This is a genomic window from Virgisporangium ochraceum, from assembly GCF_016863655.1.
Lineage (GTDB): Bacteria > Actinomycetota > Actinomycetes > Mycobacteriales > Micromonosporaceae > Virgisporangium > Virgisporangium ochraceum.
Map to the genome: position 1 here is coordinate 19,928 of NZ_BOPH01000029.1, position 22,599 is coordinate 42,526.

General features: G+C 69.8%; 23 protein-coding genes, 3 tRNA genes and 1 pseudogene. 15 read left to right on the top strand and 12 right to left on the bottom strand.

The window, feature by feature from the left end:
- The first annotated feature begins 68 nt into the window (after positions 1 to 68).
- Positions 69 to 2,243 (top strand): acyltransferase family protein, encoded by a 2,175-nt coding sequence (locus Voc01_RS12970; protein WP_239160148.1) that lies wholly within the window; start codon positions 69 to 71, stop codon positions 2,241 to 2,243.
- A gap of 55 nt (positions 2,244 to 2,298) precedes the next feature.
- Here Voc01_RS12970 and Voc01_RS12975 read toward each other — a convergent pair whose 3' ends face one another.
- Together Voc01_RS12975 and Voc01_RS12980 are read right to left on the bottom strand one after the other, a co-directional pair.
- Entirely contained in the window at positions 2,299 to 2,574 is a 276-nt protein-coding gene (locus Voc01_RS12975) for a hypothetical protein (protein ID WP_203927629.1), read from the bottom strand.
- Positions 2,575 to 2,622: 48 nt separating this feature from the next.
- Positions 2,623 to 3,603, bottom strand: a complete 981-nt coding sequence (locus tag Voc01_RS12980) for a zinc-binding dehydrogenase (RefSeq protein WP_203927630.1) — start codon at positions 3,601 to 3,603, stop codon at positions 2,623 to 2,625.
- Between the two features lie 59 nt (positions 3,604 to 3,662).
- Here Voc01_RS12980 and Voc01_RS12985 point away from each other — a divergent pair, with 59 nt between their 5' ends.
- On the top strand, positions 3,663 to 4,136 hold the full coding sequence (locus tag Voc01_RS12985) for a MarR family winged helix-turn-helix transcriptional regulator (protein ID WP_203927631.1): 474 nt from the start codon (positions 3,663 to 3,665) through the stop codon (positions 4,134 to 4,136).
- On the opposite strand, the gene Voc01_RS12990 is transcribed toward Voc01_RS12985, so the two are convergent.
- Positions 4,105 to 5,280 carry a trans-sulfuration enzyme family protein gene (locus tag Voc01_RS12990; RefSeq protein ID WP_203927632.1) on the bottom strand — a complete coding sequence of 392 codons (1,176 nt, stop codon included), beginning with the start codon at positions 5,278 to 5,280 and terminating at the stop codon, positions 4,105 to 4,107. The two genes, Voc01_RS12985 and Voc01_RS12990, sit on opposite strands and share 32 nt — an antisense overlap.
- A 59-nt stretch (positions 5,281 to 5,339) precedes the next feature.
- Between Voc01_RS12990 and Voc01_RS12995 the strand changes: the two genes are divergently transcribed.
- On the top strand, positions 5,340 to 6,161 hold the full coding sequence (locus tag Voc01_RS12995; RefSeq protein ID WP_203927633.1) for a WG repeat-containing protein: 822 nt from the start codon (positions 5,340 to 5,342) through the stop codon (positions 6,159 to 6,161).
- A gap of 38 nt (positions 6,162 to 6,199) precedes the next feature.
- On the opposite strand, the gene Voc01_RS13000 is transcribed toward Voc01_RS12995, so the two are convergent.
- Both Voc01_RS13000 and Voc01_RS13005 read right to left on the bottom strand, forming a co-directional pair.
- Positions 6,200 to 6,634, bottom strand: coding sequence for a pyridoxamine 5'-phosphate oxidase family protein (locus Voc01_RS13000; protein WP_203927634.1), 435 nt, complete (start codon positions 6,632 to 6,634; stop codon positions 6,200 to 6,202).
- Between the two features lie 164 nt (positions 6,635 to 6,798).
- Complete coding sequence (locus Voc01_RS13005; protein ID WP_203927635.1) at positions 6,799 to 7,701, bottom strand: serine hydrolase; 903 nt, start codon at positions 7,699 to 7,701, stop codon at positions 6,799 to 6,801.
- 108 nt (positions 7,702 to 7,809) lie between these two features.
- On the opposite strand from Voc01_RS13005, the gene Voc01_RS13010 reads away from it, so the two are divergent.
- Entirely contained in the window at positions 7,810 to 8,193 is a 384-nt protein-coding gene (locus tag Voc01_RS13010) for a nuclear transport factor 2 family protein (protein ID WP_203927636.1), read from the top strand.
- Here the strand turns inward: Voc01_RS13010 and Voc01_RS13015 are convergent.
- Positions 8,187 to 9,086, bottom strand: coding sequence for a DMT family transporter (locus tag Voc01_RS13015; protein WP_203927637.1), 900 nt, complete (start codon positions 9,084 to 9,086; stop codon positions 8,187 to 8,189). The two genes, Voc01_RS13010 and Voc01_RS13015, sit on opposite strands and share 7 nt — an antisense overlap.
- 94 nt (positions 9,087 to 9,180) lie before the next feature.
- On the opposite strand from Voc01_RS13015, the gene Voc01_RS13020 reads away from it, so the two are divergent.
- From Voc01_RS13020 to Voc01_RS13050, 8 genes and pseudogenes are all read left to right on the top strand, one after another.
- Positions 9,181 to 9,732 carry a TetR/AcrR family transcriptional regulator gene (locus tag Voc01_RS13020; RefSeq protein ID WP_203927638.1) on the top strand — a complete coding sequence of 184 codons (552 nt, stop codon included), beginning with the start codon at positions 9,181 to 9,183 and terminating at the stop codon, positions 9,730 to 9,732.
- Positions 9,733 to 9,864: 132 nt separating this feature from the next.
- The gene (locus tag Voc01_RS13025) at positions 9,865 to 10,803 is read left to right on the top strand and encodes a CapA family protein (RefSeq protein WP_203927639.1); all 939 of its coding nucleotides are present in this window, start codon (positions 9,865 to 9,867) and stop codon (positions 10,801 to 10,803) included.
- A gap of 332 nt (positions 10,804 to 11,135) precedes the next feature.
- Positions 11,136 to 11,208 (top strand) — tRNA-Gly (locus tag Voc01_RS13030).
- A 14-nt stretch (positions 11,209 to 11,222) separates the two neighbouring features.
- Positions 11,223 to 11,293, top strand: a tRNA-Cys gene (locus Voc01_RS13035).
- A gap of 26 nt (positions 11,294 to 11,319) precedes the next feature.
- A tRNA-Val gene (locus Voc01_RS13040) sits at positions 11,320 to 11,394 on the top strand.
- Between the two features lie 197 nt (positions 11,395 to 11,591).
- Complete coding sequence (locus tag Voc01_RS52995; RefSeq protein WP_239160149.1) at positions 11,592 to 11,873, top strand: hypothetical protein; 282 nt, start codon at positions 11,592 to 11,594, stop codon at positions 11,871 to 11,873.
- Between the two features lie 118 nt (positions 11,874 to 11,991).
- A complete protein-coding gene (locus Voc01_RS53000; RefSeq protein ID WP_239160150.1) occupies positions 11,992 to 12,657 on the top strand; it encodes an integrase core domain-containing protein in 666 nt (221 codons plus the stop codon).
- Positions 12,658 to 12,684: 27 nt separating this feature from the next.
- A pseudogene (locus Voc01_RS13050) lies at positions 12,685 to 12,825 on the top strand (IS5/IS1182 family transposase); the annotation flags it as partial.
- A gap of 21 nt (positions 12,826 to 12,846) precedes the next feature.
- Here Voc01_RS13050 and Voc01_RS13055 read toward each other — a convergent pair.
- From Voc01_RS13055 to Voc01_RS13065, 3 genes are all read right to left on the bottom strand, one after another.
- Positions 12,847 to 13,005 carry a hypothetical protein gene (locus Voc01_RS13055; protein WP_203927640.1) on the bottom strand — a complete coding sequence of 53 codons (159 nt, stop codon included), beginning with the start codon at positions 13,003 to 13,005 and terminating at the stop codon, positions 12,847 to 12,849.
- Between the two features lie 604 nt (positions 13,006 to 13,609).
- The gene (locus Voc01_RS13060; protein WP_203927641.1) at positions 13,610 to 13,945 is read right to left on the bottom strand and encodes a hypothetical protein; all 336 of its coding nucleotides are present in this window, start codon (positions 13,943 to 13,945) and stop codon (positions 13,610 to 13,612) included.
- Positions 13,946 to 13,955: 10 nt separating this feature from the next.
- Positions 13,956 to 14,396 (bottom strand): hypothetical protein, encoded by a 441-nt coding sequence (locus Voc01_RS13065; protein ID WP_203927642.1) that lies wholly within the window; start codon positions 14,394 to 14,396, stop codon positions 13,956 to 13,958.
- Positions 14,397 to 14,669: 273 nt separating this feature from the next.
- Here Voc01_RS13065 and Voc01_RS13070 point away from each other — a divergent pair, with 273 nt between their 5' ends.
- Both Voc01_RS13070 and Voc01_RS13075 read left to right on the top strand, forming a co-directional pair.
- Positions 14,670 to 16,046 carry an IS30 family transposase gene (locus Voc01_RS13070; RefSeq protein ID WP_203927651.1) on the top strand — a complete coding sequence of 459 codons (1,377 nt, stop codon included), beginning with the start codon at positions 14,670 to 14,672 and terminating at the stop codon, positions 16,044 to 16,046.
- A 55-nt stretch (positions 16,047 to 16,101) separates the two neighbouring features.
- Positions 16,102 to 16,359 carry an integrase core domain-containing protein gene (locus Voc01_RS13075; protein WP_275423710.1) on the top strand — a complete coding sequence of 86 codons (258 nt, stop codon included), beginning with the start codon at positions 16,102 to 16,104 and terminating at the stop codon, positions 16,357 to 16,359.
- Between the two features lie 495 nt (positions 16,360 to 16,854).
- Here the strand turns inward: Voc01_RS13075 and Voc01_RS13080 are convergent, their stop codons facing one another.
- Positions 16,855 to 17,352 (bottom strand): S1 RNA-binding domain-containing protein, encoded by a 498-nt coding sequence (locus Voc01_RS13080; RefSeq protein ID WP_203927644.1) that lies wholly within the window; start codon positions 17,350 to 17,352, stop codon positions 16,855 to 16,857.
- A complete protein-coding gene (locus tag Voc01_RS13085; protein ID WP_203927645.1) occupies positions 17,349 to 18,041 on the bottom strand; it encodes a recombinase family protein in 693 nt (230 codons plus the stop codon). The genes Voc01_RS13080 and Voc01_RS13085 overlap by 4 nt, the downstream gene beginning before the upstream one ends.
- A 195-nt stretch (positions 18,042 to 18,236) precedes the next feature.
- Between Voc01_RS13085 and Voc01_RS13090 the strand changes: the two genes are divergently transcribed.
- Positions 18,237 to 18,392: a hypothetical protein gene (locus Voc01_RS13090; RefSeq protein ID WP_203927646.1), complete on the top strand. Its 156-nt coding sequence runs from the start codon at positions 18,237 to 18,239 to the stop codon at positions 18,390 to 18,392.
- A 380-nt stretch (positions 18,393 to 18,772) separates the two neighbouring features.
- Here Voc01_RS13090 and Voc01_RS13095 read toward each other — a convergent pair whose 3' ends face one another.
- Complete coding sequence (locus Voc01_RS13095) at positions 18,773 to 21,307, bottom strand: Hsp70 family protein (RefSeq protein WP_203927647.1); 2,535 nt, start codon at positions 21,305 to 21,307, stop codon at positions 18,773 to 18,775.
- Positions 21,308 to 22,599 lie beyond the last annotated feature (1,292 nt).

A 22,599-nucleotide genomic window follows, 5' to 3' on the forward strand; every position in this document is an offset into this window, starting at 1 on the left:
GCGTCCTAGGAACGGAACGCGTCCGAGACCACCACGCCACCGTCCGAGTCCGCCGCCAGGGAGACCTCGTGGTCGTCGCCACCAGGAGCGTTCAGCGGACCGGCGTGCCCTCACCGCGGTCACCGCAGCGACCCTCCGCGGGCTCCACGCAGCGGGCCCCCGCCTGGTTCCGGCCCGACATCGAGGGTCTGCGCGCGGTCGCCGTGCTGCTCGTCGTGCTCTACCACGCCGGCGTACCGGGCATCCCGGGCGGCTTCGTCGGCGTCGACGTGTTCTTCGTGATCTCCGGGTTCCTCATCACGCAGCTGCTCCTGCGCGAGCTGGCCAGGTCCGGCGAGATCTCCATCCCGGGCTTCTACGCCCGGCGGTTCGTCCGGTTGCTCCCGGCCGCCTCGGTGGTGCTGGTCGCGACGCTCGTGGCGGCCTGGGTGTGGATGCCACCGGTCCGCTTCCGGGGGATCGCCGTCGACGCGTTGTTCACCGTCGGGTACGCGATGAACTACCGCCTCGCCGTCGAGGGCACCGACTACCTGGCGTCGGCACAGACGCCCTCGCCGCTGCAGCACTTCTGGTCACTGGCGGTCGAGGAGCAGTTCTACGTCGTCTGGCCCCTGCTGATCGGGGTGATCGGCCTGATCTGGGGCCGTACCCGGGGACGCCGCCGTCGCCGTCACAGCGCACAGCACCGCCGCACGGTGGTCCCCCACCGGCTGGTCGCCATCCTCGGCGCGGTCATCGTCGTGTCCTTCGCGCTCTCGATCTGGCAGACCGCGGCCTCCGCCCCGTGGGCCTACTTCGGTGCGCACACCCGGGCCTGGGAGCTGGCCGTCGGCGCCCTCGTCGCCGTGCTCGCCCCGCGGCTGCCCGACGTTCCGGTGCTGTACGTCGTGGTAGGCCTCGTCGGGCTCGGGTGCGTCGTGGTCGCCGCGGTCCGGTTCGACGCCGGCACGCCGTTCCCCGGCAGCGCCGCGGCACTGCCCGTCCTCGGCACCGCCGCCGTCATCGCCACCGGGCACCTCCGCCCGCTGCCGGTGCTGCGGCTGCCCGGGCTGGAGCACATCGGCCGGGTCTCGTACTCCTGGTACCTGTGGCACTGGCCCGTCCTGATCATCGGGCCCCACGCGCTCGGGGTCGAGCCGGCGCTCGGATGGAACCTGGCCCTGGCCGCCTTCGCGCTCCTGCTGGCCGCGCTGACGTTGGTGGCCGTGGAGAACCCGGTGCGGCACCGCGGCGTCTTCAAGGTCAGCTCCTGGCGGGGGCTGGGCCTGGGTGTCGGGCTGTCGGCGTACACAGCGGTCGTCGGCGTCGTGGCCATGACCGTGCCGCTGCGCCAGCTGCCCGTCGGCGAGAACGCCGTCGAGGTCAATGTCGCGGGTTCGGACGGGGAGGTCGCCGGCTCGGACGCCAGCCGGGCCCTCGGCGAGCTCATCGCGGCCAGCGCGGCCACCACCACCGTCCCCGCGAACCTGACGCCGTCGCTGGTCGACGCCCCCCGCGACAGCCCTCCCATCTACCCGGACACCTGCCACCGCAGCATCGCCGACGTCGGCATCAAGACGCCCTGTCTGTACGGGGATCCGGCGGGTACCGCCACGATCGTCCTCTACGGCGACTCCCACGCCGGGCACTGGTTCGACGCCCTGGACGCCATCGCCAAGCAGCGGAAGCTGCGCCTGGCGGTCGTCACCAAGAGCTCCTGCACGGCCGCCTCGGTGCGGGTCTACGAACCCACCCTGAAGCGGGAGTACGTCGAGTGCCGGCAGTTCCAGGAGGCCGCCACGGAGTACATCGCCACCCTCGACCCGGTGCTGGTCGTCATGTCGTCCAGCGGTGCCGGCGGCCGGGTCGCATCGGTCGCGGACAGCGGGCAGGACCAGGCCTGGGCCAACGGCTGGGCCGCCGCCGTACGGACCGCCGCGGCGACCGGGGCCCGGGTCGTCGTCATCGAGGACACGCCCTGGCCGAAGGGTGACGTTCCCGAGTGCCTGTCGGCGAACGCCGCCGCCATCGGCGCCTGCGCCAGCTCACCCGAGCAGGCCATCAGGGTGCCCACCCGCCGCCGGATGGTCGCCGCCGCCGTCGCCACCGCCGGCGCGACCGTCATCGACCCGACGCCCTGGCTGTGCACCCCCAAGGTCTGCCCGCCGGTGGTGGGCAACCTGCTGGTGTACCGCGACGGCAGCCACCTGACCACGGCGTACTCGGCCGCCCTCGCACCGGTGCTGGCGGAGAAGCTTCCCTGAACCGGGGAACCGCCGGCCCAGAGCAGGGCGTCGCGGCGCGGGAGCACGCGCCGGTTCACCGACCGCGGTGGTCGGTGACGTGGCCGTGGGTCCCGACGAGCGGCAGGTCGCGGGCCACGCCGAGGCGGTCGAGGCGCGGGGACCGGCTGGCTGGGTCGTACCGGCGCAGGTCGCAGGCGTCGGCGGTGGCCCGGGCGGCGATCATCACGGCGGCGTGGACGGTCGGCGCGTCGGCGAGAGCCAGGAACTCACCGCTCGCGAGGGTGCGGACGGCCGCGACGGAACCGGGTGGGCGCATGGTCACCGCCGCACCGGCAATGAGAACGATCATGTCAGCGTACGACCCTCCGGCGTCGGGCGCCCGCGGGTGCGCCGCCCGTCACGGACCGTCGGTCGTGCGGACGACGAGCTTGCCGCTGACCGCGTTGGTCTCCATGTCGTGGTGGGCCCGGCGGATCCGGTCGAGGGGGTAGACCGTGGTCGGCCACAGCGCGAAGGTTCCGGCCGCGATCCGGTCGAGGATCGTCTGCAGGACCGCGGGAGGCAGGTCGGAGGCGTCGCCGCCGTAGGCGCTGAGCCGGACTCCGCGGGGCAGGTAGCCGATGGGGTAGAACTCGGGGACGGTCCACTCGTTCGACAGCATGCCGGCGAAGCAGACGGTTCCGTGCACCCGCGTGGCGTTCAGGGTGTCGGGCAGGGTGGGCGTGCCGACCAGTTCCAGCGCGGCGTCGACGCCGTCGGGCGCGATCCGGCGGGCCCGCGCGGCGACGTCGCCGTCGTCGAGGATCGGGTGGTCGACGCCGTGGGCGGCGAGATCGTCGAGCCGGTCGCGTTGGCGGGTGGTGGCCAGCACCGTGGCGCCGAGGTCGCGGGCCAGGGCGGCGGTGGCGTAGCCGAGTGCCGACGTGCCACCGCGGATCAGGAGGGTCTGCCCGGCCCGCAGGTCGAGCCCGGTGGTGAGCGACCCGTGGGCGGTCTGCAGGGTCTCCGGCACCGCGCCGAGGACGTCCCACGGCAGGTCGGACCGGAACGGGATCACCTGGCCGCGGGGAACCACGGTGTACTCGGCGTAGCCGCCGTCGTACGTGCGTCCCATGCCGCCCATGAGCGCGGCCACCTGCTGGCCGCGCTCGAGGTCGGTGCCCGGCGCGGCGTCGACAATGCCGACCGCCTCGATGCCGGGCACCACGGGCAGCCGCGCGCCCTCGGCGTAGCCCAGCCGCAGGTGCAGTTCCGACCGGTTGAGTCCGAACGCCTTCACCGCGATCCGCACCCATCCCGGCCGCGGTTCGGGCACGGGAAGGTCCCGGAGGTGCAGGTTCTCGACGGGACCGGGCTGTGTCAACACGACGGCACGCATGCCCACCCCAACTACGTGCCGGGGAACAATATTCCACGGAATATATGTAGGATCCCGGCATGACGCAGCCGGAGGACCGGGTCCAGTGGCTCACCGATCTGGTCCGGCTGGAGATCCTGCTCTGGAACCGGGTCGACGCCGGGCTCAAGCGGAGCCACGACCTGCCGTTGGCGTACTTCGAGGCCCTGCACATGATCTCCCGGTCGCCCGACCGCGGCCTGCGCATCGGCGACCTGGCCACGCTGCTGCGGGTCACCGTCGGTGGCACCAGCAAGCTGGTCGACCGAATCGGGTCGGCCGGCCTCGTCCGCCGCGTCGCCGACCCGGCCGACCGGCGGGCGAGCCGGATCGTGCTCACCCCGAAGGGCCGCCGGGCCCTGGCCGCGGCGACCCGGACCTACGCCACCGACCTCGCGGCCACGCTCGACCCGGTGCTCACGGGCAACCAGCAGCAACAGTTCCACGGCCTGGTCCGGCGCCTCCTCGCCGCGGCCGACCCGATCAGCCCGGAAGAGCGTCCAGAGACCGGATGACGTCGTCGACGAGGTCGTCGGTGTCCTCGATGCCGGCGGACACGCGGACCAGGCCGGGGCTCATCGCGGCGTCACCGAGCTGGTCGGGCCGCAGGATGGCCTGCCACATCGTCGCGGGGTGGACGACCAGGGTCTCGACGCTGCCGAGGCTGGCGGCCCGGCGGGCCAGGCGCAGGCCGTCGATGAAGCGGTCGGCAGCGTCGTAGCCGCCGGCGAGCTCCACGCTCACCACGCCGCCGTAGCCGTCCATCTGCGCGGCCGCGACCCCGTGCGCGGGATGGTCCGGCAGGCCCGGGTAGTGGACCGCCGCGACCGCCGGGTGCGCTCTCATCGCGTGTGCGAGCGCCAAACCGTTGCTGTTGTGCTGGCGGACCCGCAGCGGCAGGGTCCGGAGTCCCCGCAGCAGCAGCCAGGCGTCGACCGGGCCGAGGACGGCGCCGGTGATGATGGCCGTGTCCCAGACCCGGTCGAGCACGTCGGCCGGTCCGGCGAGGACACCGGCGGACAGGTCGCTGTGACCACCGAGGTACTTGGTCGCGCTGTGCCACACCAGGTCCGCCCCGAACGCGAGCGGCCGGCTGTTCACGGGGGTGGCGAACGTGTTGTCGGCGATGGTCAGCGCGCCGGCGTCGCGGGCCAGCGCGGAGACCGCGCGCAGGTCGGTGATGTCCAGCAGCGGGTTGCTCGGCGACTCCACCAGGACCAGCCGCGTCTCCGGCCGCATCGCCGCCGCGAACGCCTCCGTGTCCGTCTGGTCGACCTGCGTGCAGTGCACCCCGAACTTCGGCAGCAGGTTCAGCAGCAGCGAGGGCACGCCGCCGTAGTGCCGTTGCTGCGCCACGACGTGGTCGCCCGACCGCACCAGCGCGAGCACCGCCGTGGTGATGGTGGCCATGCCGGAGGCGAAGACCATCGCGGTCTCCGCGCCCTCCAGGTCGGCGAGCACCGAGGCGACCTGGGCGTGGTTCGGGTTCCCGTAGCGCGTGTAGAAGCCGCTGCCGCGCCGTTCCAGCGCGCGCTCGGTGAACTCCTGCGCCGAGTCCGCCGCGAACGTCGACGACTGGACGATCGGCGGCGACACCGCACCGGCCGCGCGGGGCACCTCCGCGTCTGCGTGAACGGCTCGCGAACTCCACCCTGTCATGCCCCCACCCTTCTCTCCCGGTCGCCTGCGGACCCATCATGGCCGCTACCCTTCGCACCGTGACGGATGCGGTGACGCGGTGGCGCCAGTTCGAGCGGACGGTGGTGGAGCGCGGGCTCGGCCGGGGTCTGGGGTACGCACCGCGGCAGCTGCGTTACGCCCGGTCCGTCGAGCACCGCCACGGGGCCGACGTGTCCCACCTGCTGCCCGCCGACTACCGGGCGTTCGTCGCCGAGGTGGGGTACCCCGTGCTCGGGTTCGGCTACTACGACCGGGAGGGGTTCTCGTTCCTGCCGCCGGAGGCGATGGAGAGCCGGTCCGTCGACCTACCGGGTCCCGACGACGAGTGGCCGGAGGCGACGGAGGGTGGGCCGACGAGGTGCCTCTTCGCGCTGTTCGCCGCGTGGGACCTGTCCGAGATCGAGGGCTACGCGTTCGGCCCGGCCGACGGCGCCGACCGTGCCGGCGGGCCGGCCGTCTGGCTGGTGGAGAACGGCATGGCCCGCGAGGTAGCCCACGCCACGTTCACGGAGTGGCTCGCCGGCGAGCTGACCCGCCAGGAAACGCGGCTGGCCGACGTCTCCCCCGAGTGGGACGACGACCCGCACCGCCTCGTCGACTACTCGGTGGACGGCGGATACGACCAGAAGCCGTACACCGCCGGGGATCTCGACCTCGTCTGGGTCGAGCGCCAGGAGGGCAGCCCGTACTCGTACGGCCTGGTCGACCGCGCGGGGACGTGGCTGATCCCGCTGGGCAAGCGGTTCCGGTCGGTGCGGCCGTTCCGGGACGGGATCGCCGAGGTCATCCTCAACGACCCGACGACGAGCTACGCCGGCCCCTGGAGCCGGATCCGCACCGACGGCTCCGTCGTCGGGTAGCCGGTCGTCGGGTAGCCGGTCGTCGGGTGGACGGGCCGTCATCCCAGGTCGACCCGGACCCGGCTGTCGTGCTCGTCGAGCACGTAGTGCGTCACCGCGCGGGCCCGGTAGAGCCGGAAGCCGGCCGGCTGGGTCGGGTAGTCGCCGCCGCCGTCGGCCACCGACCGGGCCGAGAAGACCCGCAACGCCCCCTCGACCTCGGCGGCCGGAACCCCGTCGGCCACCGCCTCGACGTACACCGCCCGGCCCTGGTTGATGGGCACGGTCGAGTCGAAGACGACGATGGCGACCTCCGGCCGGGCGGCGATGTTGGCCGAGTGCCGCGTGGTCGGGCGGGAGAGCCAGAGGAAGTCGGTGTACCGGTCGTGGGCGAACCAGACGGGCGTGGCCCACGGGCGGCCGTCGGTGTCGGCGGTGGCGAGCGTCAGGTAGCTGTTCCCGTCGATGATGGCGCGTGCCAGGTCCTCGTTCATCGGTCGTTTGTACGCCGGCGACCACGGCCGCGCACAGGGAATCCCGGCGGCCGGACCCGCCGAGCGGCGTCGGCGACCTCCGGGAACCGGCCGCGCGTGAGGGTCCCGCGTTCTGTACGCGCACAGGGCGAGCGGACGTAGCCGGCCGCCCGCATGCGCGTCTCCTACGGGTCTTCTCCGCCGACGACCGCGCGGGTGCGGGCGGCGATGCCCTCGACGGCGCGGATGCCCGGGGTGTAGGACCGGTGGCCGCGCGAGAGGACGGCGATGAGCAGATCCGTCGCGGCGCCGTTGATGCGGCCGACGCTGTTGAGGATCCAGCCGTCGGAGGTGGGGTACCAGCCGTTCTTCAGGGCGGTGCGTTCGCCGGCGGCGGCCGCCGCCGAGACGCCCCAGTTCTGGTCGTCGGCGACGGTGGCCATGAGGTCGAGGACGTAGGCGCCGTTGGGCACGGCTCCGCGCGGATCGGCCAGGTGTGCGAGGAGCCGGAGCTGGTCCTCGGCGGTTGTCGAGGTCTCGCCCCAGTCGCCGTCGGCGCCCTGCCTGGTCGACGTCAGCCCGAAAACCTGTGTGGTGGCGGCGATTCCGCCGGTGCGGCGCCACAGCGTGGAGGCGGCGTCGTTGTCGCTGTGGCGGATCATCGCGGCGGCGAGCCGCTGTTCGCTGGTCGACAGTGACCGGCCCTCGCGGCTCGCCTCGTGTAGCAAGGTCGCGAGGATGTCGACCTTCACGATGCTCGCCGTGCGGAACTGCTTCGTGCCGGCGTAGCCGTAGGCGCGGCCGGTGCGGCGGTCGAGCGCGGCGACGGCCAGGTCGACGGGCTCCGCGGCGAGCGCGGCGGTCAAAGCCGAAACGCGTTGCTGCCACCGGGCCTCGGCGACGGCGGCGGTCGGGTCGGCTGCGGCGGCGACGACGGCGCCGAACCGGCGGGGCTGGTCCACTGTGGACAATTGTCGCCGGTGGGCGCGTCCGGTGAACCCGGCCGGTGCGCCGGCGCGAGCCAGCGCACCGGTGGTGGCCAGCGCGCCGGCGCCGGCCACCGAGAGGAGGAGACGGCGCGTTGTCATGCCGTCGGATGCTTCCGGCCGATCCACAAGGAATCCTGTGACGACCCTCGGTTCCGGCTCCCAGAGTCCTGTGGTTTTTCTGTCAGACCCGCCCGCTACGTTGCCAGGATGGACGAGACCGCACAGACCCGGCACGTGTCGTCGGAGTACGTGGCGCGCCTGGAGGCGCGCGACTGGCCCGGCGTCGCCGCGCTGCTCGACGCCGACGTGGTGTACGAGATGCCGCAGACCCGCGAGCGGATCCGGGGCCGCGACGCGTTCCTGCGCTTCAACACCGAGTACCCCGGCGACTGGCACCTCGCGGTCCGGCGGGTGGTGGCCGACGGCCGCTTCGCGGCGCTGTGGCTCGACACCCGCGTGGGCGACGAGCGTCAGGACGCGTGCGTGTGGCTGGAGGTCGGCGGCACCGGGCTCATCACGCGGGTGGTCGACTACTGGCCCGACTCCTACGAGCCGCCCGCCGGTCGGGAGCACCTGGCGGAGCGCTACTGAGCCAGCAGGCATCCGGCCACGAGGAGGGCGAGTCCGGCGGCCCGCGCGGCGGTGAGGCGACGGCGGGGCAGCCGGAACAGTCCACGGTGGTCGATCAGCGCCGACGCGACCTGCTGCCCGGTGACCGTGAGGGCGATCGTCGTGGCGGCACCGATGCGCGGGATCAGCAGGAACGTCCCGGTCACGTACGCCGCGGCGCACGCGCCACCGAGCCAGCCCCACCACGGCACCGCGCCGAGCGCGCCGACCCGGGGCCGCGGCGTGCGACCCGACGCCAGCAGCACTCCCAGCACCGCGGCGATCGCGAGCGTGGCGACCGTGAAGCTGACCAGCCCGACGGCCAGCGGCGCACCGAGGTCGGCGCGTAGCCGCGCGTTCACCGCGCCCTGAACCGGCAGCGCGGCGCCGGCCACCAGGCCCAGCGCGAGCCAGCCCGGCCGCGCCGCCGGCACCCCGCCCGCCCGTTGCGCCACCACGATCACGGTGATCCCGGCGAGCACGGCCAGGGCGCCGGCCGCCGTGGCGGGCGACAGCGGCCGGCGCGGCACGTCGAGAAGGCCACCGGCGTCGAGCGCGAGCGACGCGAAGACCTGACCGGTGACGAACAGGCCCATCGACAGCACCGCGCCGAGCCGCGGGAACAGCAGGATGCCGCTGGTGATGTAGAGCGGGCTGGCGAGTCCACCCAGGAGATGCCACCAGGTGACGCCGGCCAGCCCGCCGAGCGCGGCGACGGCGCCCGCCACCGTGGCGAGTACGGCGAGGATGCCGGTCGCGACGAGAAGCTGCGCGGTCGAGGCGCCGTACGGGCTGCGGAGAGCCGCACCCAACTGGACGTTGGCCGACGCCTGCACGGCCAGCAGGCACCCGATGGCGAGTGCGGCGAAGATCATCGTCGGCCCCTAAGTGGACGCAGTGTCCATTTAATCTAGGTCGACTCTCCGGTGCTGACAAGCAAGTGGACGGTCTGTCCTTTAATGTGGCGGGATGGAACGGGCCGACGCCGCGCGCAACCGGGCCCGTGTGCTCGCCGCGGCCGCCCGCCTCTTCGCCGAGAACGGCGCCGGCAACACGACCATGGACGACATCGCCCGCGCCGCCGGCGTCGGCCGGGCGACGCTGTACCGCCGCTACCCCGACCGGGCCTCGATCGCGGTCGCCCTCCTCGACGAGCACGAGCGCGCCCTCCAGGAGCGGATGATCCGCGGTGACCCCCCGTTGGGTCCGGGCGCCCCACCGGCCGACCGGCTGGCCGCCTTCTACGCGGCGATGGTCGACCTGCTGGAGACCCACGGTCACCTGGCGCTCGCGACCGAGGTCGGCGCGTCCCGGTACGCCACCGGCGCCTACGGCTTCTGGCGCACGCACGTGCGCGCGCTGGCCCACGACGCGGGTGCGCCCGACCCCGACGTCCTCACCGACGTGCTGCTCGCCCCGCTCGCGCCGGACCTGTACCGGCACCAACGCGGGACCCTCGGGTACGGGCCCGCCCGGATCAGCGCCGCGCTGGCCGAGCTCGCCCGCGCCACGCTGTCCTAGGCTGTGACCATGCGGCGATGGGCGGCGCTCATGCTGGTCCCCCTGATGTGTGCCGCGGCCTGTACCGAACCGCGGCGCTCCGTCTCCCCTCCCGCCTCCCCTCCCGCCGTGCCCTCCTCTTCTCCCTCTCCCGTGCCCTCTCCTTCGCCCTCCCCCTTCACGCTGGCCGTCGCCGGGGACGTGCACTTCACCGGCCGCACCGCGCCGCTCCTGCGCGACCCGGCCACCGCGATCGGTCCCCTGGCCCCCGTGCTGCAGGGCGCCGACGTGGCGGTGCTCAACCTGGAGACCGCGGTCACCGAGCGGGGTACGCCCGAGCCCAAGGAGTTCCACTTCCGCGCGCCGGCGAGCGCGTACGCGGCGGTGCGGGCGGCCGGCGTCGACGCCGTCTCGCTGGCGAACAACCACGTCCTCGACTACGGGCAGGTCGGCCTGGCCGACACCCTCGACGCCGCCGCCGCGGCGGGCATGCCCGTCTTCGGCGCGGGGCGCGACGCCCGGGCGGCCTACGCGCCGTGGGTCACCACGGTCCGCGGCACCAGGGTCGCCGTGCTGGGCTTCAGCCAGATCACCACCCTCGCGGAGACGTGGGGCGCCAGGGACGACCGTCCCGGCGTGGCGCTCTCGTTCGACGCGGCCCGGGTCCGTGCGGCGGTCGCGGCCGCCCGGACCCAGGCCGACGTCGTGGTCGCGTTCAACCATTGGGGACCGGAGGGGGACGGCTGCCCGAGCCAACGCCAGAAGGACTTCCTGGCGATCCTGGTGCAGTCCGGGGTCGACATCGTGCTGGGGGCCCACGCCCACGTCCTTCAGGGCGTCGGCTGGTCGGGCCGCACGTTCGTGGCCTACGGGATGGGCAACTTCGTGTGGTACGGCACCTCCCGGTCGACGGAGACGGGGGTTCTGCTGCTGACCATCAGGGGCCGGGACGTCCTGGGATGGGACCTGGTGCCGGCGGCCATCTCGGCGACGGGCCAGCCTGTGCCGTTGAGCGGAGCGGCGGCGGAACGGTTGGAGGCCCGGTTCGCGGGGCTACGGGGGTGTGCCGGGCTGACCGCGGCGCCCGGGTGAGACTTCGGACGGCCTGTCTCTTTTGCGGCCTGACTCTTCTTGCGGCCCGGCTGCTGGTCTTGTGGCCTGTCTTCTCTTGCGGCCTGGCTCCTGGTCTTGTGGCCTGACTCTCCTTGCGGCCTGGCTGCCTGGTCTTGTGGCCTGACTCTCCTTGCGGCCTGGCTGCTGGTCTTGTGGCCTGACTCTTCTTGCGGCCTGGCTGCTGGTCTTGTGGCAACGGCCTGTCGTGCCTGGTCACGGGGGTGCGACGCGCCAAAGGGGTAACCGGTTTGGCATGGGGTGCGGGGCTAGGCTAGAGTTTCCAACCGTCACCGGGTGTACCGGATGGCAATGCGGACGTAGCGCAGTTGGTAGCGCATCACCTTGCCAAGGTGAGGGTCGCGGGTTCGAGTCCCGTCGTCCGCTCGGAGGCCAGCCTCGGTGGAGTGGCCGAGAGGCGAGGCAACGGCCTGCAAAGCCGTGTACACGGGTTCAAATCCCGTCTCCACCTCGAACCCGTTCCAACGGGCATATAACGGGCGATTGGCGCAGTGGGAGCGCGCTTCCTTGACACGGAAGAGGTCACTGGTTCAAACCCAGTATCGCCCACCAAGAGTTTCAGCAGGTCAGCGGCTTGTTACCAGAGTATCGGTAACGAGCCGTTCGCATTGTGTCCGTTACGTTGGGAGCACAACATCATCCCGGTACCGACACTGGCATTGTCCTGTGGGGCTCGAAAATGCGGTTCGGCGGCTGTGACGTGCGAACTTGTCTGGCGACCGCCTCTCGGTCACGGCGACCATCCGACCATGAGCGCCTCGCTGATCTACCTGCTCCTGCGTCAGATCCTCCAGCTGTTGACCCAGCTCGCCCGCGACGGCGGCGCCAAGGACGTTGAACTGCTGGTCCTGCGTCATCAGGTGGCGGTGCTGCGCCGGCAGGTCCACCGCCCGGACCCGCGACCCGCGGACCGGGTTCTGCTGGCGGCGTTGTCCCGGCTACTCCCCCGCGCCCGGTGGTCGGCGTTCTTCGTCACCCCGGCCACCCTGCTGCGGTGGCACCGCCAACTCCTGGCCCGGCATTGGACCTAACCCGCACCGGCCTCGCGGGCGCCCACCGCTCGCCGGTGAGATCCGCAAGCTGGTACTGCGCCTGGCCGCCGAGAACCCGACCTGGGGACACCGCCGGCTGCAGGGTGAACTCGTCGGATTGGGCTACCAGGTGGCGGCCAGCACGGTGTGGAAGATCCTGCACCGGGCCGGTGTCGACCCGGCGCCGACGAGCAGCGGCCCGACCTGGAAGCAGTTCCTGACAGCCCAGGCGCACGCCATCCTGGCCCGCGACTTCTTCACCGTCGACACGGTGTTCCTCAAGCGGATCTACGTCCTGTTCTTCCTGGAACTGGCGACCCGCCGGGTCCACGTCATCAGCGTCACCGCGCACCCGACCGGTGCCTGGGTCACCCAGCAGGCCCGCAACCTGCTCATGGACCTCGACCACCATTTCGACAATCTGCGGTTCCTGGTCCGTGACCGGGACAGCAAGTTCACCGCCGGGTTCGACACGGTATTCACCGCCGCCAGCATCCAGGTGATCCGAACCCCGTCCCAGGCGCCACGGGCGAACGCGTTCGCCGAGCGCTGGGTCGCCACCGTACGCCGGGAGTGCACCGACCGGATCCTCATCGCCAACGAACGGCACCTGACCATGGTGTTGGGCGAGTACACCACCCACTACAACGGGCATCGGCCACACCGCGCCCTCGCCCAGCGACCACCGAACCCACCGTCAGCCAGTAACCCGCCGCCCACCGGCAAGATCAAAGGACGGCAGGTTCTCGGCGGCCTCATCAACGAATACACCCAGGCCGCATAGCCCGAACCGACTTTACGAGCCCCACACGTCGAACAGACCCACGCCTTGCTGCACTGGTTCCGACGCCTACGCATCCGCTGGGAAGTCCGCGACGACATCCACGAAGCACTCCTCCGACTCGGCTGCGCAATCATCTGCTGGCGACGCCTCAGAACCTCAAAGAGTTAGGAGCTCTTACTGTCGATCCCGTCAGCGGCGCTGGCCGTACTCGACCTGACTGACCGCGCCAGAAGCCGGCACCGGGCAGGTGAGCTGGTCGACCGTGCCCCCAGCCTCGCGAGCCGGCAGATAACCATGATCCTGGTCATCGACGAGCGCCGCGTGGAGCTGGCCGCCCTCGATGCCCACCAGGTCCTCGAGCTAGTCAGCAATGGGGCACCGAAATCCGACCCCGCCGCCGCCGACGCCCCGTCAGGTCCGGCGATTGGTCGATCCGAGGCGACATAACGACCGTTATCGAACCCGTGGAACGAAATCCTGATTTATCGTCTCGCGCGGTTCCGTATCACGCGGACTACGTCCGTTTGAGGATCGGCGGTGAACTACGCTGTTGGGTCAGCGTAGTGACCGCCGACCACCATTCGCCAACACGTGATTGTGATGGCTTCGACTGTCGTCGCTCGGAATTCCCGACTTGGGCTCGCCTATTGGTCGACATCGCAAGACCCGCATCCAACCACTGACGAGTGCCTGCCCTCGACGCAGGGCCGTCGGCCCGATTGGCCGAACCCAGCGGTGCGACCTGACTACCAGGGCAAGCGGCCGGTGGCACCGGACCCTAGTGAGCCACCGGTTCACCGCACCCGCCCCGGATGTGGTGTTGTGCGGGACCTGATCGAGATCGTCACCGACGAAGGGAAGCTGTATCTGGCAACGGTGTCGGACCTGCATTCACGGCAGATGCTCGGCTACGCCACGTCCGAGCGGCAGGGAGGAACGCAGGCCCGCCGCTTCAGGTCCCGACTAATGGGGCACATACCGTCCATATCTCACTCTCGAGCTGATCATACTGTTGCGGATCGCCCGCCGACGCACGCAAATCCTTCAACTGCCGCTCAAAATTGGACCATTCCGCATCCTTATCGGCGGCCTTCCCTGCGGCGTCCACCGCTTCATCCAGCCTCCGTTCGATCTCGGCTCGGTCCACCACGACCTTCTCTCGGTCGACACGGAGCTGCCCGAAGAACGTACAGGCATCTTTCACGTCGTCTAACGCCCGCTGTTCCGTGCACGCCGTGCCCGCGGCGAGACAGAGGCCGAGTACAGTAAATAGTGCCCACCTGCGCATGCTGATGAGCCTAGCCACGCCGTGACATATCGAAGCATCCGACCCTACTGCAACCTCCGGCGTCGACCGCGGCCATGACCATTTCGATCGCGGCTTCTGCCGCCTTCCGCATCTGCCCTTCCCCGCCCCGGATCTCCCCCAGGCCGGGGTGATCCGGCGAATTTTCGACTTTCTCGCGAGCCGCGAGTCCGATCTTGATACCCATCTCATTGTTTCGCATGTCAATTCTGGAATCTGTGCTTCCGTAGGTGGGGGCTCCAGATCTCGGTCCGTCAAGTTCATGGGCTACGGCGAGAAGGCGAGCGTCATCAGGCGAAATACCCTGTGCAACCAGAATCGCCATCCACAATCCGTGGTGCCGGGCGTTCCAGTCCGGATCAAATGGATCGCCGCTGCGCGGTACCCCGCCAGAGATTTCTTCCGCCAGTTCTAGTGCCGTCTTGGCGGCCACACAGTCAATGCCCAACATGCGACACCAAGCAATTTCATGGGGACCCAGCCGCTCAGGCAGATCTGCGCAGTACAAGCCAAACAAGAAACACACCTCCCGCGCCGTGCCAAACTTCGCCATCATCTCGTCGGCCCGACGTTTGAGCGCCGCCTCCTCCTCTGTGAGCGGACAGGGAGTTCCGCTTGCACCCTTACAGCGGTTATCTGCCCGGATTCAACCGGTGGTCGCAACACCTCGGGTGTGGAGGTGGCAATGGGCAGGCCGGCCGGGTGGATGAAGGCGTTGACGGGCAGGTCGCCGATGAAGTCGCCGGGTGCGCCGGCGCTTCGGCGAGAGGTCGAGCGCCGGTTCTGGCGTGAGATCGCCAGGGGCTTGAGCAGTGAGGATGCGGCGGTTGCGGTCGGCGTGTCGCAGGCGGCCGGGGGTCGGTGGTTCCGGCAGCGTGGCGGGATGCCGTTGTTCATGGTGTCTGCGCTCAAGGGCCGGTACTTGTCGTTCACCGAGCGAGAGGAGATCGCCGTGTTGAAGGCCCGCAACGTCGGCGTGCGGGAGATCGCCCGGCGGTTGGGCCGCGATCCGTCGACGATTTCGCGGGAGTTGCGCCGCAACGCTGCAACTCGGGGAGCGAAGCTGGACTACCGGGCATCGGTCGCGCAATGGAAGGCAGAGTTGGTCGCCCGCCGTCCCAAGACAGCGAAACTGGTTTCCAACGACCGGCTACGCGAGTACGTGCAGCAGCGGTTGGCAGGTGAGGTTCACCATCTCGACGGCAGGCCGGCGCAGGGGCCGGTAACGGCGCCGTGGAAGGGGCGGAACAAGCCGCATCGGCAGGACCGGCGCTGGGCCACCGCGTGGAGCCCGGAACAGATCTCCAACCGGCTCCGGGTTGATTTCCCGGATGATGAGTCCATGCGCATCTCGCCGGAGGCGATTTACCAGTCCTTGTTCATCCAGGGGCGTGGGGCGTTGAAACGGGACCTGGTCGCGTGTCTGCGCACCGGCCGAGCCTTGCGCGTTCCACGGGCTCGGGCGCGGCAACGGGCCGGCGGTCACGTCACGCCCGAGGTGATGATCAGCGAACGGCCCGCCGAGGTCGACGACCGCGCAGTTCCTGGGCACTGGGAAGGTGATCTGATCATCGGAACCGACCGGTCCGCGATCGGGACACTCGTCGAGCGAACCACCCGGTTCACAATGCTGCTGCACCTGCCACCCATGGACGGCTACGGCGCCGAGGAACGCGTGAAGAACGGTCCGGCGCTGGCCGGCCGTGGCGCCCAAGCCGTCCGGGACGCGATCACCGTCACGATCACCACCCTGCCAGATCACCTGCGTCAGACCCTCACCTGGGACCGCGGGAAGGAACTCGCCCAGCACGCCCAGCTGAAGGTCAACACCGGTATCGAGGTCTACTTCGCCGACCCGCACAGCCCTTGGCAGCGCGGCACGAACGAAAACACCAATGGCCTGCTCCGCCAGTACTTCCCGAAGGGAACCGACCTGGCACGGTGGAGCCGTGACGACCTCGATGCCGTAGCTGCCACACTCAACAGCCGCCCGCGTAAGACACTCCACTGGAAGACACCGGCCGAGGCAATCAACGAACTGCTACTGTCTGCCCAAAGCAACGGTGTTGCGACCACCGGTTGAATCCGGGCAATATACGTCGATCCGTTACACGATAAGACTTTCCGACGTCGGAGTGATGCCATCCGTTGGTAGCGTGGCCGGTTCGTACGGCAACGCGATGGCCGAAGCACTCAACGGCACGTTCAAGGCCGAGCTGATCCACCGGCGCGGGCCGTGGAAGACGCGTGCGCAGACCGAGATCGCGATCTACGAGTGGATCTCCTGGTACAACAACGCCCGGATCCACACCTCGATCGGCGACATGCCACCGATCGAGTACGAGCACCAGTACTACGCTCAGACCATCACCCCGGCGTCGATCGGCGCCACATAACCCGGCCTCCAAGATCCCCGGGGTGGCTCAATGACGATCTGGAGCGAGTGTCGGAAGGCCGCTACCGTCGCGACGGTAATCACGCCGACGTCTCTGGCCTCAAGGTTCTGCGGAATGTCGCCGCCCGCTCGGCGGCAAATCCGTGAACCTGACCATGGCGGCGTGTCCAGGTCCGCTCGCCGCCTCTGTCGTCGACAGCCTCGAGCAACTCCCGTACGGTGATCACGAGCGGCAGTCCGCGATGGCTTGCCACGCCCCGGCCGGTTGATTGTTCGGTGGCTGTACCGCAACAGGACATCGCCAGGATGTGGCAGGCCCACTACGGTCGCTGGTTTCCGCCGTTCCTACGAGGTGCCCGGGTCGGCGACATCGAGGTGGTCCTCCTCGACTTCGACACCGCCGGCTGCGTCAGCACGTGGCTGAGCAATGGGGGGCACCTTGACCCCGAGAGGACACGAATCCTCGCGACCTGTGTCGAAGAGCTCGACACTGTGGTCACTCTTCGGCGAGGCGGAGTTCGATCGTGCGGCGGGTGACGTCGACGTTGATGATCTTTACTTTGACCAGGTCCCCCTCCGTGACCGCCCGTTCGTACAGCCAGAACTTGTGGAGCAGTCCTTCGAAACCGTTGGCCAGGTCTTCGACTCGGACGAACGCGCCGAAGGGCAACAGCTTGGTGACGGGGCCGGTGACGATCGTGCCGACTTGGACATCGAGCAGTGGGTCCGCCTGGAGGCTCTTGAGGGACAGGGCTACTCGTACACGTTCGAGGTCGACATCGAGGACCTCGGCGGAGATCTGCTGTCCCACGGCCACGATGTCGGCGGGGTGGTTGACGTGGCGCCAGGACAGTTCGGGGAGGTTGATGTGCGCGGTAATGCCTCCGATATCGACGAAGGTGACGGAGAAAGGCGCGATCTCGGTCACCGTGCCGGTGACGATCTGTCCGGGGCGCACGGTCGTGAGAACAGCAGACTCCTGGTCGCCGGTCACCTCGTATCTCCCGCCGCCGATGCGGGATCCGCGAAGACGAGGTTCCAGCGTGGTGAGGTCTCGGGGACGCCTGTCTCGGCGGCGATGTTGCCGAGGCTGATGCCCTGGGCTTCAAAGAGCCGGCCGTATTTGATCTTGTTGTCGGGATGGGCGGCGGGGCGGCAGACGCGACGGCCGGCGGCCACGGCGTGGGCGTGTTCGGCGGTGAAGGCGCGTTCCATCTCGGCGAACCGGGCCAGCAGGAGGAAGGCGACGCGGCCCATGCCCTCAGCGGCGGTACTGATCGGCAACGGGTCGGCCAGAGACCGCACGCCGATGTGGCGCTCGGCGAGGTCATGGACGAGATTAGGGACTTCGCGCAGGTTCCGGCCGAGTCGGTCGAGGGTGTACACCACGATCGTGTCGCCGGCGAGGGCGTACGTGAGGAGCGCGGCCAGCCCGTCGCCGGTGAAGATCCGGTCGCCGGTGATGCCGCCGGCGGCCACGGCGTCGAGTTGCCGTTCGAGGCTCTGTTTCGTGGCCGAAACCCGGGCATCGCCGAGGCCCAGCCGGGCGTCGGGGCGACTGGCAGTGGAAGCCACGGGGCGAAATCGTACCGGAGTTGTCACCTTACTGCCGTTTCGGAACGCCAGTTTCGGTACGGCTTGGGACCGAATATCGGCCCGCCACCCATCGTCAATCAAGATCATTCTTAACTGTTCCGGTTACAGGGAAGTGGATCGAGCGCAAATCCGGACGCCGCGCTCCTCGCGGCCAGATCCGGAAACGTGATCAAGCGCCGACAGCGGCTACGCCGAGCGCGTTGATGATCTCGACGCGCCGCCATCGGGCCGCCCCGGGCAATCGTGCTTCGATCTGTGTGACCGAACAGTACGGCTTGACCGTTGCGCAGCAGGTGCCCGTTGTCGGGCACCTGGGCGATCGCCAGCGTGACCCCGGCCGGACCGGAGCACTCCAGGCTGCCCTTGCCGGTGCGGTCGGACACGATCTCGGAGTGGGCCGCCCAGGACCGCTGGCCGCTGAAGAACGTGAACGTGTAGTCGACCTCGAAGACCTTGACGTCGGCCCGGCGACCTCGCCGGTGCAGAACAGATCGACGGGGTCGGTGGGCTGGAGTAGAGCACGACCGGTTCGCCAGCCCGCAGGTCGAGCGGGATCGCCTCGCCGGCCGATCGCCCGCTGCCGGGAAGTCGGCAACTATTGGATTCGACGGGTGGCCAACTCGTGGGACGAGAGGATTCGCACCCTCGGCCGCTGCCCGGAACGTCCGGCGGTGGGCGCACGACATGGGCGCTCTCCCCGCGATCCGGTGCGTCACCCCATCCGATCGCCGTTACCGTCACGCATCGAGCTCACAGTGGCATGTATCTGGGCCGAGCCATTCGGGACGGTGACGTTGCGACCGTCCGTCGCGTGCCGGTCAGAGTCTCAACCGCCACACTGTGAAGTCGTCGCGGCCGGCACATGCCATCCGGCCGTTGGCCGCACCGCAGCTGCCGGGCCGCGCCGTCACGGTTTCGAGTTTCTTGCGGCTCCCGGTGTTCAGGTCCACCTGCATGATGGTGATCGACTGCGGTGTGGCGGCCCAGTCGGCCGTCGCCGCCCCTTTGACCGGGCGGCTCGGTACGAGCACGGCGTCGTTGTCGTAGACCTGCAGGAGGGTTCCGTCGAAGGTGGTCGCGGGGCCGCGCGCGTTGACGGTGATCGAGCCCGCGGACCCGAACGCCAAGGTCGGCACGATCAGGACCGTCGCCGTCGACGCGGTGGGAACGGCGGCGGCGTGCGGGACTGAGACGAGGTCGGGTACCTCGGGAAAGCGGTACACGGTCAGGCCGGTCGTCGTGGCAGCGTTGTTCACCTCGTCGAAGACGCAGAGCTCCGGCTGCTTCGGTCGGCACATGGCGATCCGGACCGGCGTGCGATCGGGTGCACCCTTGAACACCGCCGTACCGTTCCGGAACACCTGGTACCCGGCTTTGTTCTCCGCATACCAGGTGACTCCCGCCTGGTGATCGTGGACAAACAGGGCACCCGGATGGCCCGGCGGTACCGGCGTCGGGGCGATGGCGACGCGTGGGTTGCCAACGGTGAATGAGTACACCCTTCCGTCGGGGCCGGCTACCGTGACGCCGTTACTGTCGACGTTGAAGCTGCCGGCCAGGGTCGCGCCGGGTGGAGCGTTCACCTGGCGTGGCTCAGGGCTGGCGGTGTCGCCGGACCGCAACGTGCCGGTCGCCGCCGCGAAGACGACGTAATGCAGCCGGTCGTGTCCGCCGGACGGAAACATGATGTCCTCGCCCTTAGCGAGCTCGATAGTCGCGTGCCGAGTCCCGTCGAAGACCTCGACGGTCCGGGTACCTTCCGGCGTTGGCCGGGGGAACAGGGCCATCCACGAGCCGATCGCCCGCGCGCTGGCCCACGGACCCTTGCCCGTCGACCGCTGGCGGCGCGTCGAGTCCCCAGCGGACTCGAGGGTGACTACTTCGGCCCTGCCGTCGGCGCGCTCGCCGATGACGAACGTCGGTCCGAAGGTCACCAGGGCCTGCCGGTAGCCGGACGGTGCGAGATCGGCGATGGTGACGGTTCGATCGGGCCGGAACGGGTCGGAGTCGCGGATGTACAGCCAGGTGGCGCCGCCAAGGGCGACCACGCCGACGAGCACGACCACCAGGACCCACGCCCACGCTCCACGCCGCCGGGTGGGCGCGGCGCCGAAGGGCCGTCCGGGCGGTGGCTGTGCGGGGACGGGCATGGCAGAGGGCACCGCACCGGCCCGGCGCGGCGTCGCCGCCGGGCTGTGCCGCGGTACCGCCGGCAGCCCGCCGGAGACGAGCATGCCGGCGGGTGACTGGACGGGGCCGGCGGGCCGGGCCGGACCGGCGGGACCGGTGACCGGGCCGGCGATCGCGCCTTCGGCGACGGGCAGTTCGGGTTGTTCGAGGACGGTGGGTGCGACGCCGGTCTCCACGTGTAGGAGCCGGGCCACGAGAGGGGTACGGCTGGTGCCGCCGACGAGGAAGATCCCGGCCAACCGGTCGGCGCTGAGGCCGGCCTGACGCGTAGCCCGGGTCAGCTCGGCTGTCGCCCGCCGGACCAACGGCGTGGCGAGGTGCTCGAACTCGTCGCGGGTCAGGTGCAGCGACGCGCTGACCCCGGGCACCGGGATCGGGGCGGACGGTGCGCGTGACAGCGTCTCCTTCGCCGCCCGGACGTCGTCCCAGAACATTCGCCGGTTGCGCCGGCCCAGTTCGTCCAACGGGTGGTTGATCTGCGCCCAGACCTCGGGATGCTGAACCGCGAGCGACGGGCCGAGATGCGTGACGATCGCGGCGTCGATGTCCAGACCGCCCAGGTCCTCGGCGCCGCCACTGGCGGCCACCGTGAACGTCGGACCGTCGTTGCGAACCAGCGCCACGTCGAGCGTGCCGCCGCCGAAGTCGAAGATCGCCAGCGTCGACCCTACCGGCACCGGGCGGCGCATCATTCCGGTGAAGTAGCGGGCCGCGGCGATCGGCTCGCTCATCAGGTCCACCGCGGGCCACCCCGCTGCCGAGGCCGCCTGACGTAACCGTCCTGTCCGCGATGCGCCCCACATGGCCGGACAGGTGATGACCGCCGGCGGCAGATGACCCACGGCATCGGTCACCGCCCGTGCCACCGCCCGCAGCGGCGCGGCGAGCGCCTCGACGATCGGCAGTTCCCGGTCACCGAGCAAGAGCACGTCCTCGTCGATCCGTCGCTTCGGGTTGGGTTCGAACCGGGCCGGGTCGAGTTGGGCCATCCGGTTGGCGTCCCGGCCGACCCGCAGGTTCCCGTCGCTGTCCAGGAACAGGGCGCTGGGCAGCACCGGCTGACCGTCGAAGAGCACGGGTCGGGTCCGGCCGTCCGGCCAACGGACGATCGCAATCGTGTTGGACGTGCCCAGGTCGATACCGACCGCGTACCCGCCGTCCACTCGCGCCTCCCCCAGTGCGTCGACGGAGCGCGAGTGTAGACGGATCGTCTATGGGAAAGAGTGTTTCCGGGGTCTCCAATGGCGACAATGCCTGCCTGCTGACCGCGAACAGCGCACCCGACCGACCGCACCAATTGGCGGTCTCTCTTTGTTGTCGAATCCGGGGTCGCCATTGTCGAACGTGCCGTCCATGTCAAGCGCCGGATGACGCGGAGCCCAACGTGCCGGTGGACCGTACGCGTTCCATCAGCTACCGGAAATGGCTTCTCTCCGGTAGCTCGATCCTGGGTTGGGCTACCACAAGATCGTGTTCACTATTCTCGGCATGACCGGGCGCTTGCGAGCGCCCCCCTCCGTCACCGTTGGTGACGAGCGGAATGCGGCAGATCAGCAAGGCCACACTCCTCGCGGCACTTGCGGATATGTGATCGATAGCGGCCGCGGCAGATCAGCAAGGCCACGCTGTCCGCGCCAGATCAGAGCACCCGGGCGCCATTGAGATCTGGGACGTATTCATCCGTTGGAACGCGCCGACATTCGCTTCGCCGCTGGCGGCGTGCGGTCTCGAGTTCCGTTGACCGGTTTGGTGCCTTCCGTCCGCGCGACAAACGCGAGATGCACGATTCGCGCCGAGCGGCAGACGCTGTTCGCGTTTGGCGCACACATCTGAAACAACCACGCGCAAGGACCAAGCTCACAAGAACCTCGACGGACATGCGAATGCATCTTGCCGCCCTCACGACACCAGAAACGTGAATGATAATGCGCTCGGCTCAGGATCGGCACTCAAAGCCTGCCGACCATGCGTGAATGCCGTTAACCTGGCAGTCTCGTCCATGGACGCTCGGCGTGGCTCGGTGATGGCCGTTACGGAGGTGATAAGCCTCGGATGATCGGCGTCGTCGGTTAGCCGTTGAGCCAAACCAAATCATCAGGTCCGACCTATTGCCGCATCCATGACCGGACGATGATGTGGCAGTGACGTCGGGCCGCTCTCGCTATGCAGCCGCGATTTCGAGATCTTGCGACTTGATCCGCTTCAAGCGTCGTGCGGATTGTGTGAGCGTCGACTGGCCCTCGACAGCGTTGAACAACTGCCGGCCGCGCCCTACGGCTCAGTACCGCACCGCCCGACCTGCGCCGTTCCTCAAACCGCAGGTCAGAGCGGTACCAGGACAAATTTGACACGGAAGAGGTCACTGGTTCAAACCCAGTATCGCCCACCAGAGTTTGAGCAGGTCAACGGCTCGTTACCAGGATCTTGGTAACGAGCCGTTCGCGTTGCTCCATTG

Excerpts from the sequence above, each read along its gene's own strand:
- Voc01_RS13015 (WP_203927637.1), bottom strand. The coding sequence starts at position 9,086 with ATGATCTTCGCCGCACTCGCCATCGGGTGCCTGCTGGCCGTGCAGGCG.
- Voc01_RS13060 (WP_203927641.1), bottom strand. The coding sequence starts at position 13,945 with ATGCGCAGGTGGGCACTATTTACTGTACTCGGCCTCTGTCTCGCCGCG.
- Voc01_RS13075 (WP_275423710.1), top strand. The coding sequence starts at position 16,102 with ATGCCATCCGTTGGTAGCGTGGCCGGTTCGTACGGCAACGCGATGGCC.
- Voc01_RS52995 (WP_239160149.1), top strand. The coding sequence starts at position 11,592 with ATGAGCGCCTCGCTGATCTACCTGCTCCTGCGTCAGATCCTCCAGCTG.
- Voc01_RS12980 (WP_203927630.1), bottom strand. The coding sequence starts at position 3,603 with ATGCGTGCCGTCGTGTTGACACAGCCCGGTCCCGTCGAGAACCTGCAC.
- Voc01_RS12985 (WP_203927631.1), top strand. The coding sequence starts at position 3,663 with ATGACGCAGCCGGAGGACCGGGTCCAGTGGCTCACCGATCTGGTCCGG.
- Voc01_RS12990 (WP_203927632.1), bottom strand. The coding sequence starts at position 5,280 with ATGACAGGGTGGAGTTCGCGAGCCGTTCACGCAGACGCGGAGGTGCCC.
- Voc01_RS12975 (WP_203927629.1), bottom strand. The coding sequence starts at position 2,574 with ATGATCGTTCTCATTGCCGGTGCGGCGGTGACCATGCGCCCACCCGGT.
- Voc01_RS13010 (WP_203927636.1), top strand. The coding sequence starts at position 7,810 with ATGGACGAGACCGCACAGACCCGGCACGTGTCGTCGGAGTACGTGGCG.
- Voc01_RS13085 (WP_203927645.1), bottom strand. The coding sequence starts at position 18,041 with ATGATCTTGATTGACGATGGGTGGCGGGCCGATATTCGGTCCCAAGCC.
- Voc01_RS13005 (WP_203927635.1), bottom strand. The coding sequence starts at position 7,701 with ATGACAACGCGCCGTCTCCTCCTCTCGGTGGCCGGCGCCGGCGCGCTG.
- Voc01_RS13000 (WP_203927634.1), bottom strand. The coding sequence starts at position 6,634 with ATGAACGAGGACCTGGCACGCGCCATCATCGACGGGAACAGCTACCTG.
- Voc01_RS13070 (WP_203927651.1), top strand. The coding sequence starts at position 14,670 with ATGAAGGCGTTGACGGGCAGGTCGCCGATGAAGTCGCCGGGTGCGCCG.
- Voc01_RS13020 (WP_203927638.1), top strand. The coding sequence starts at position 9,181 with ATGGAACGGGCCGACGCCGCGCGCAACCGGGCCCGTGTGCTCGCCGCG.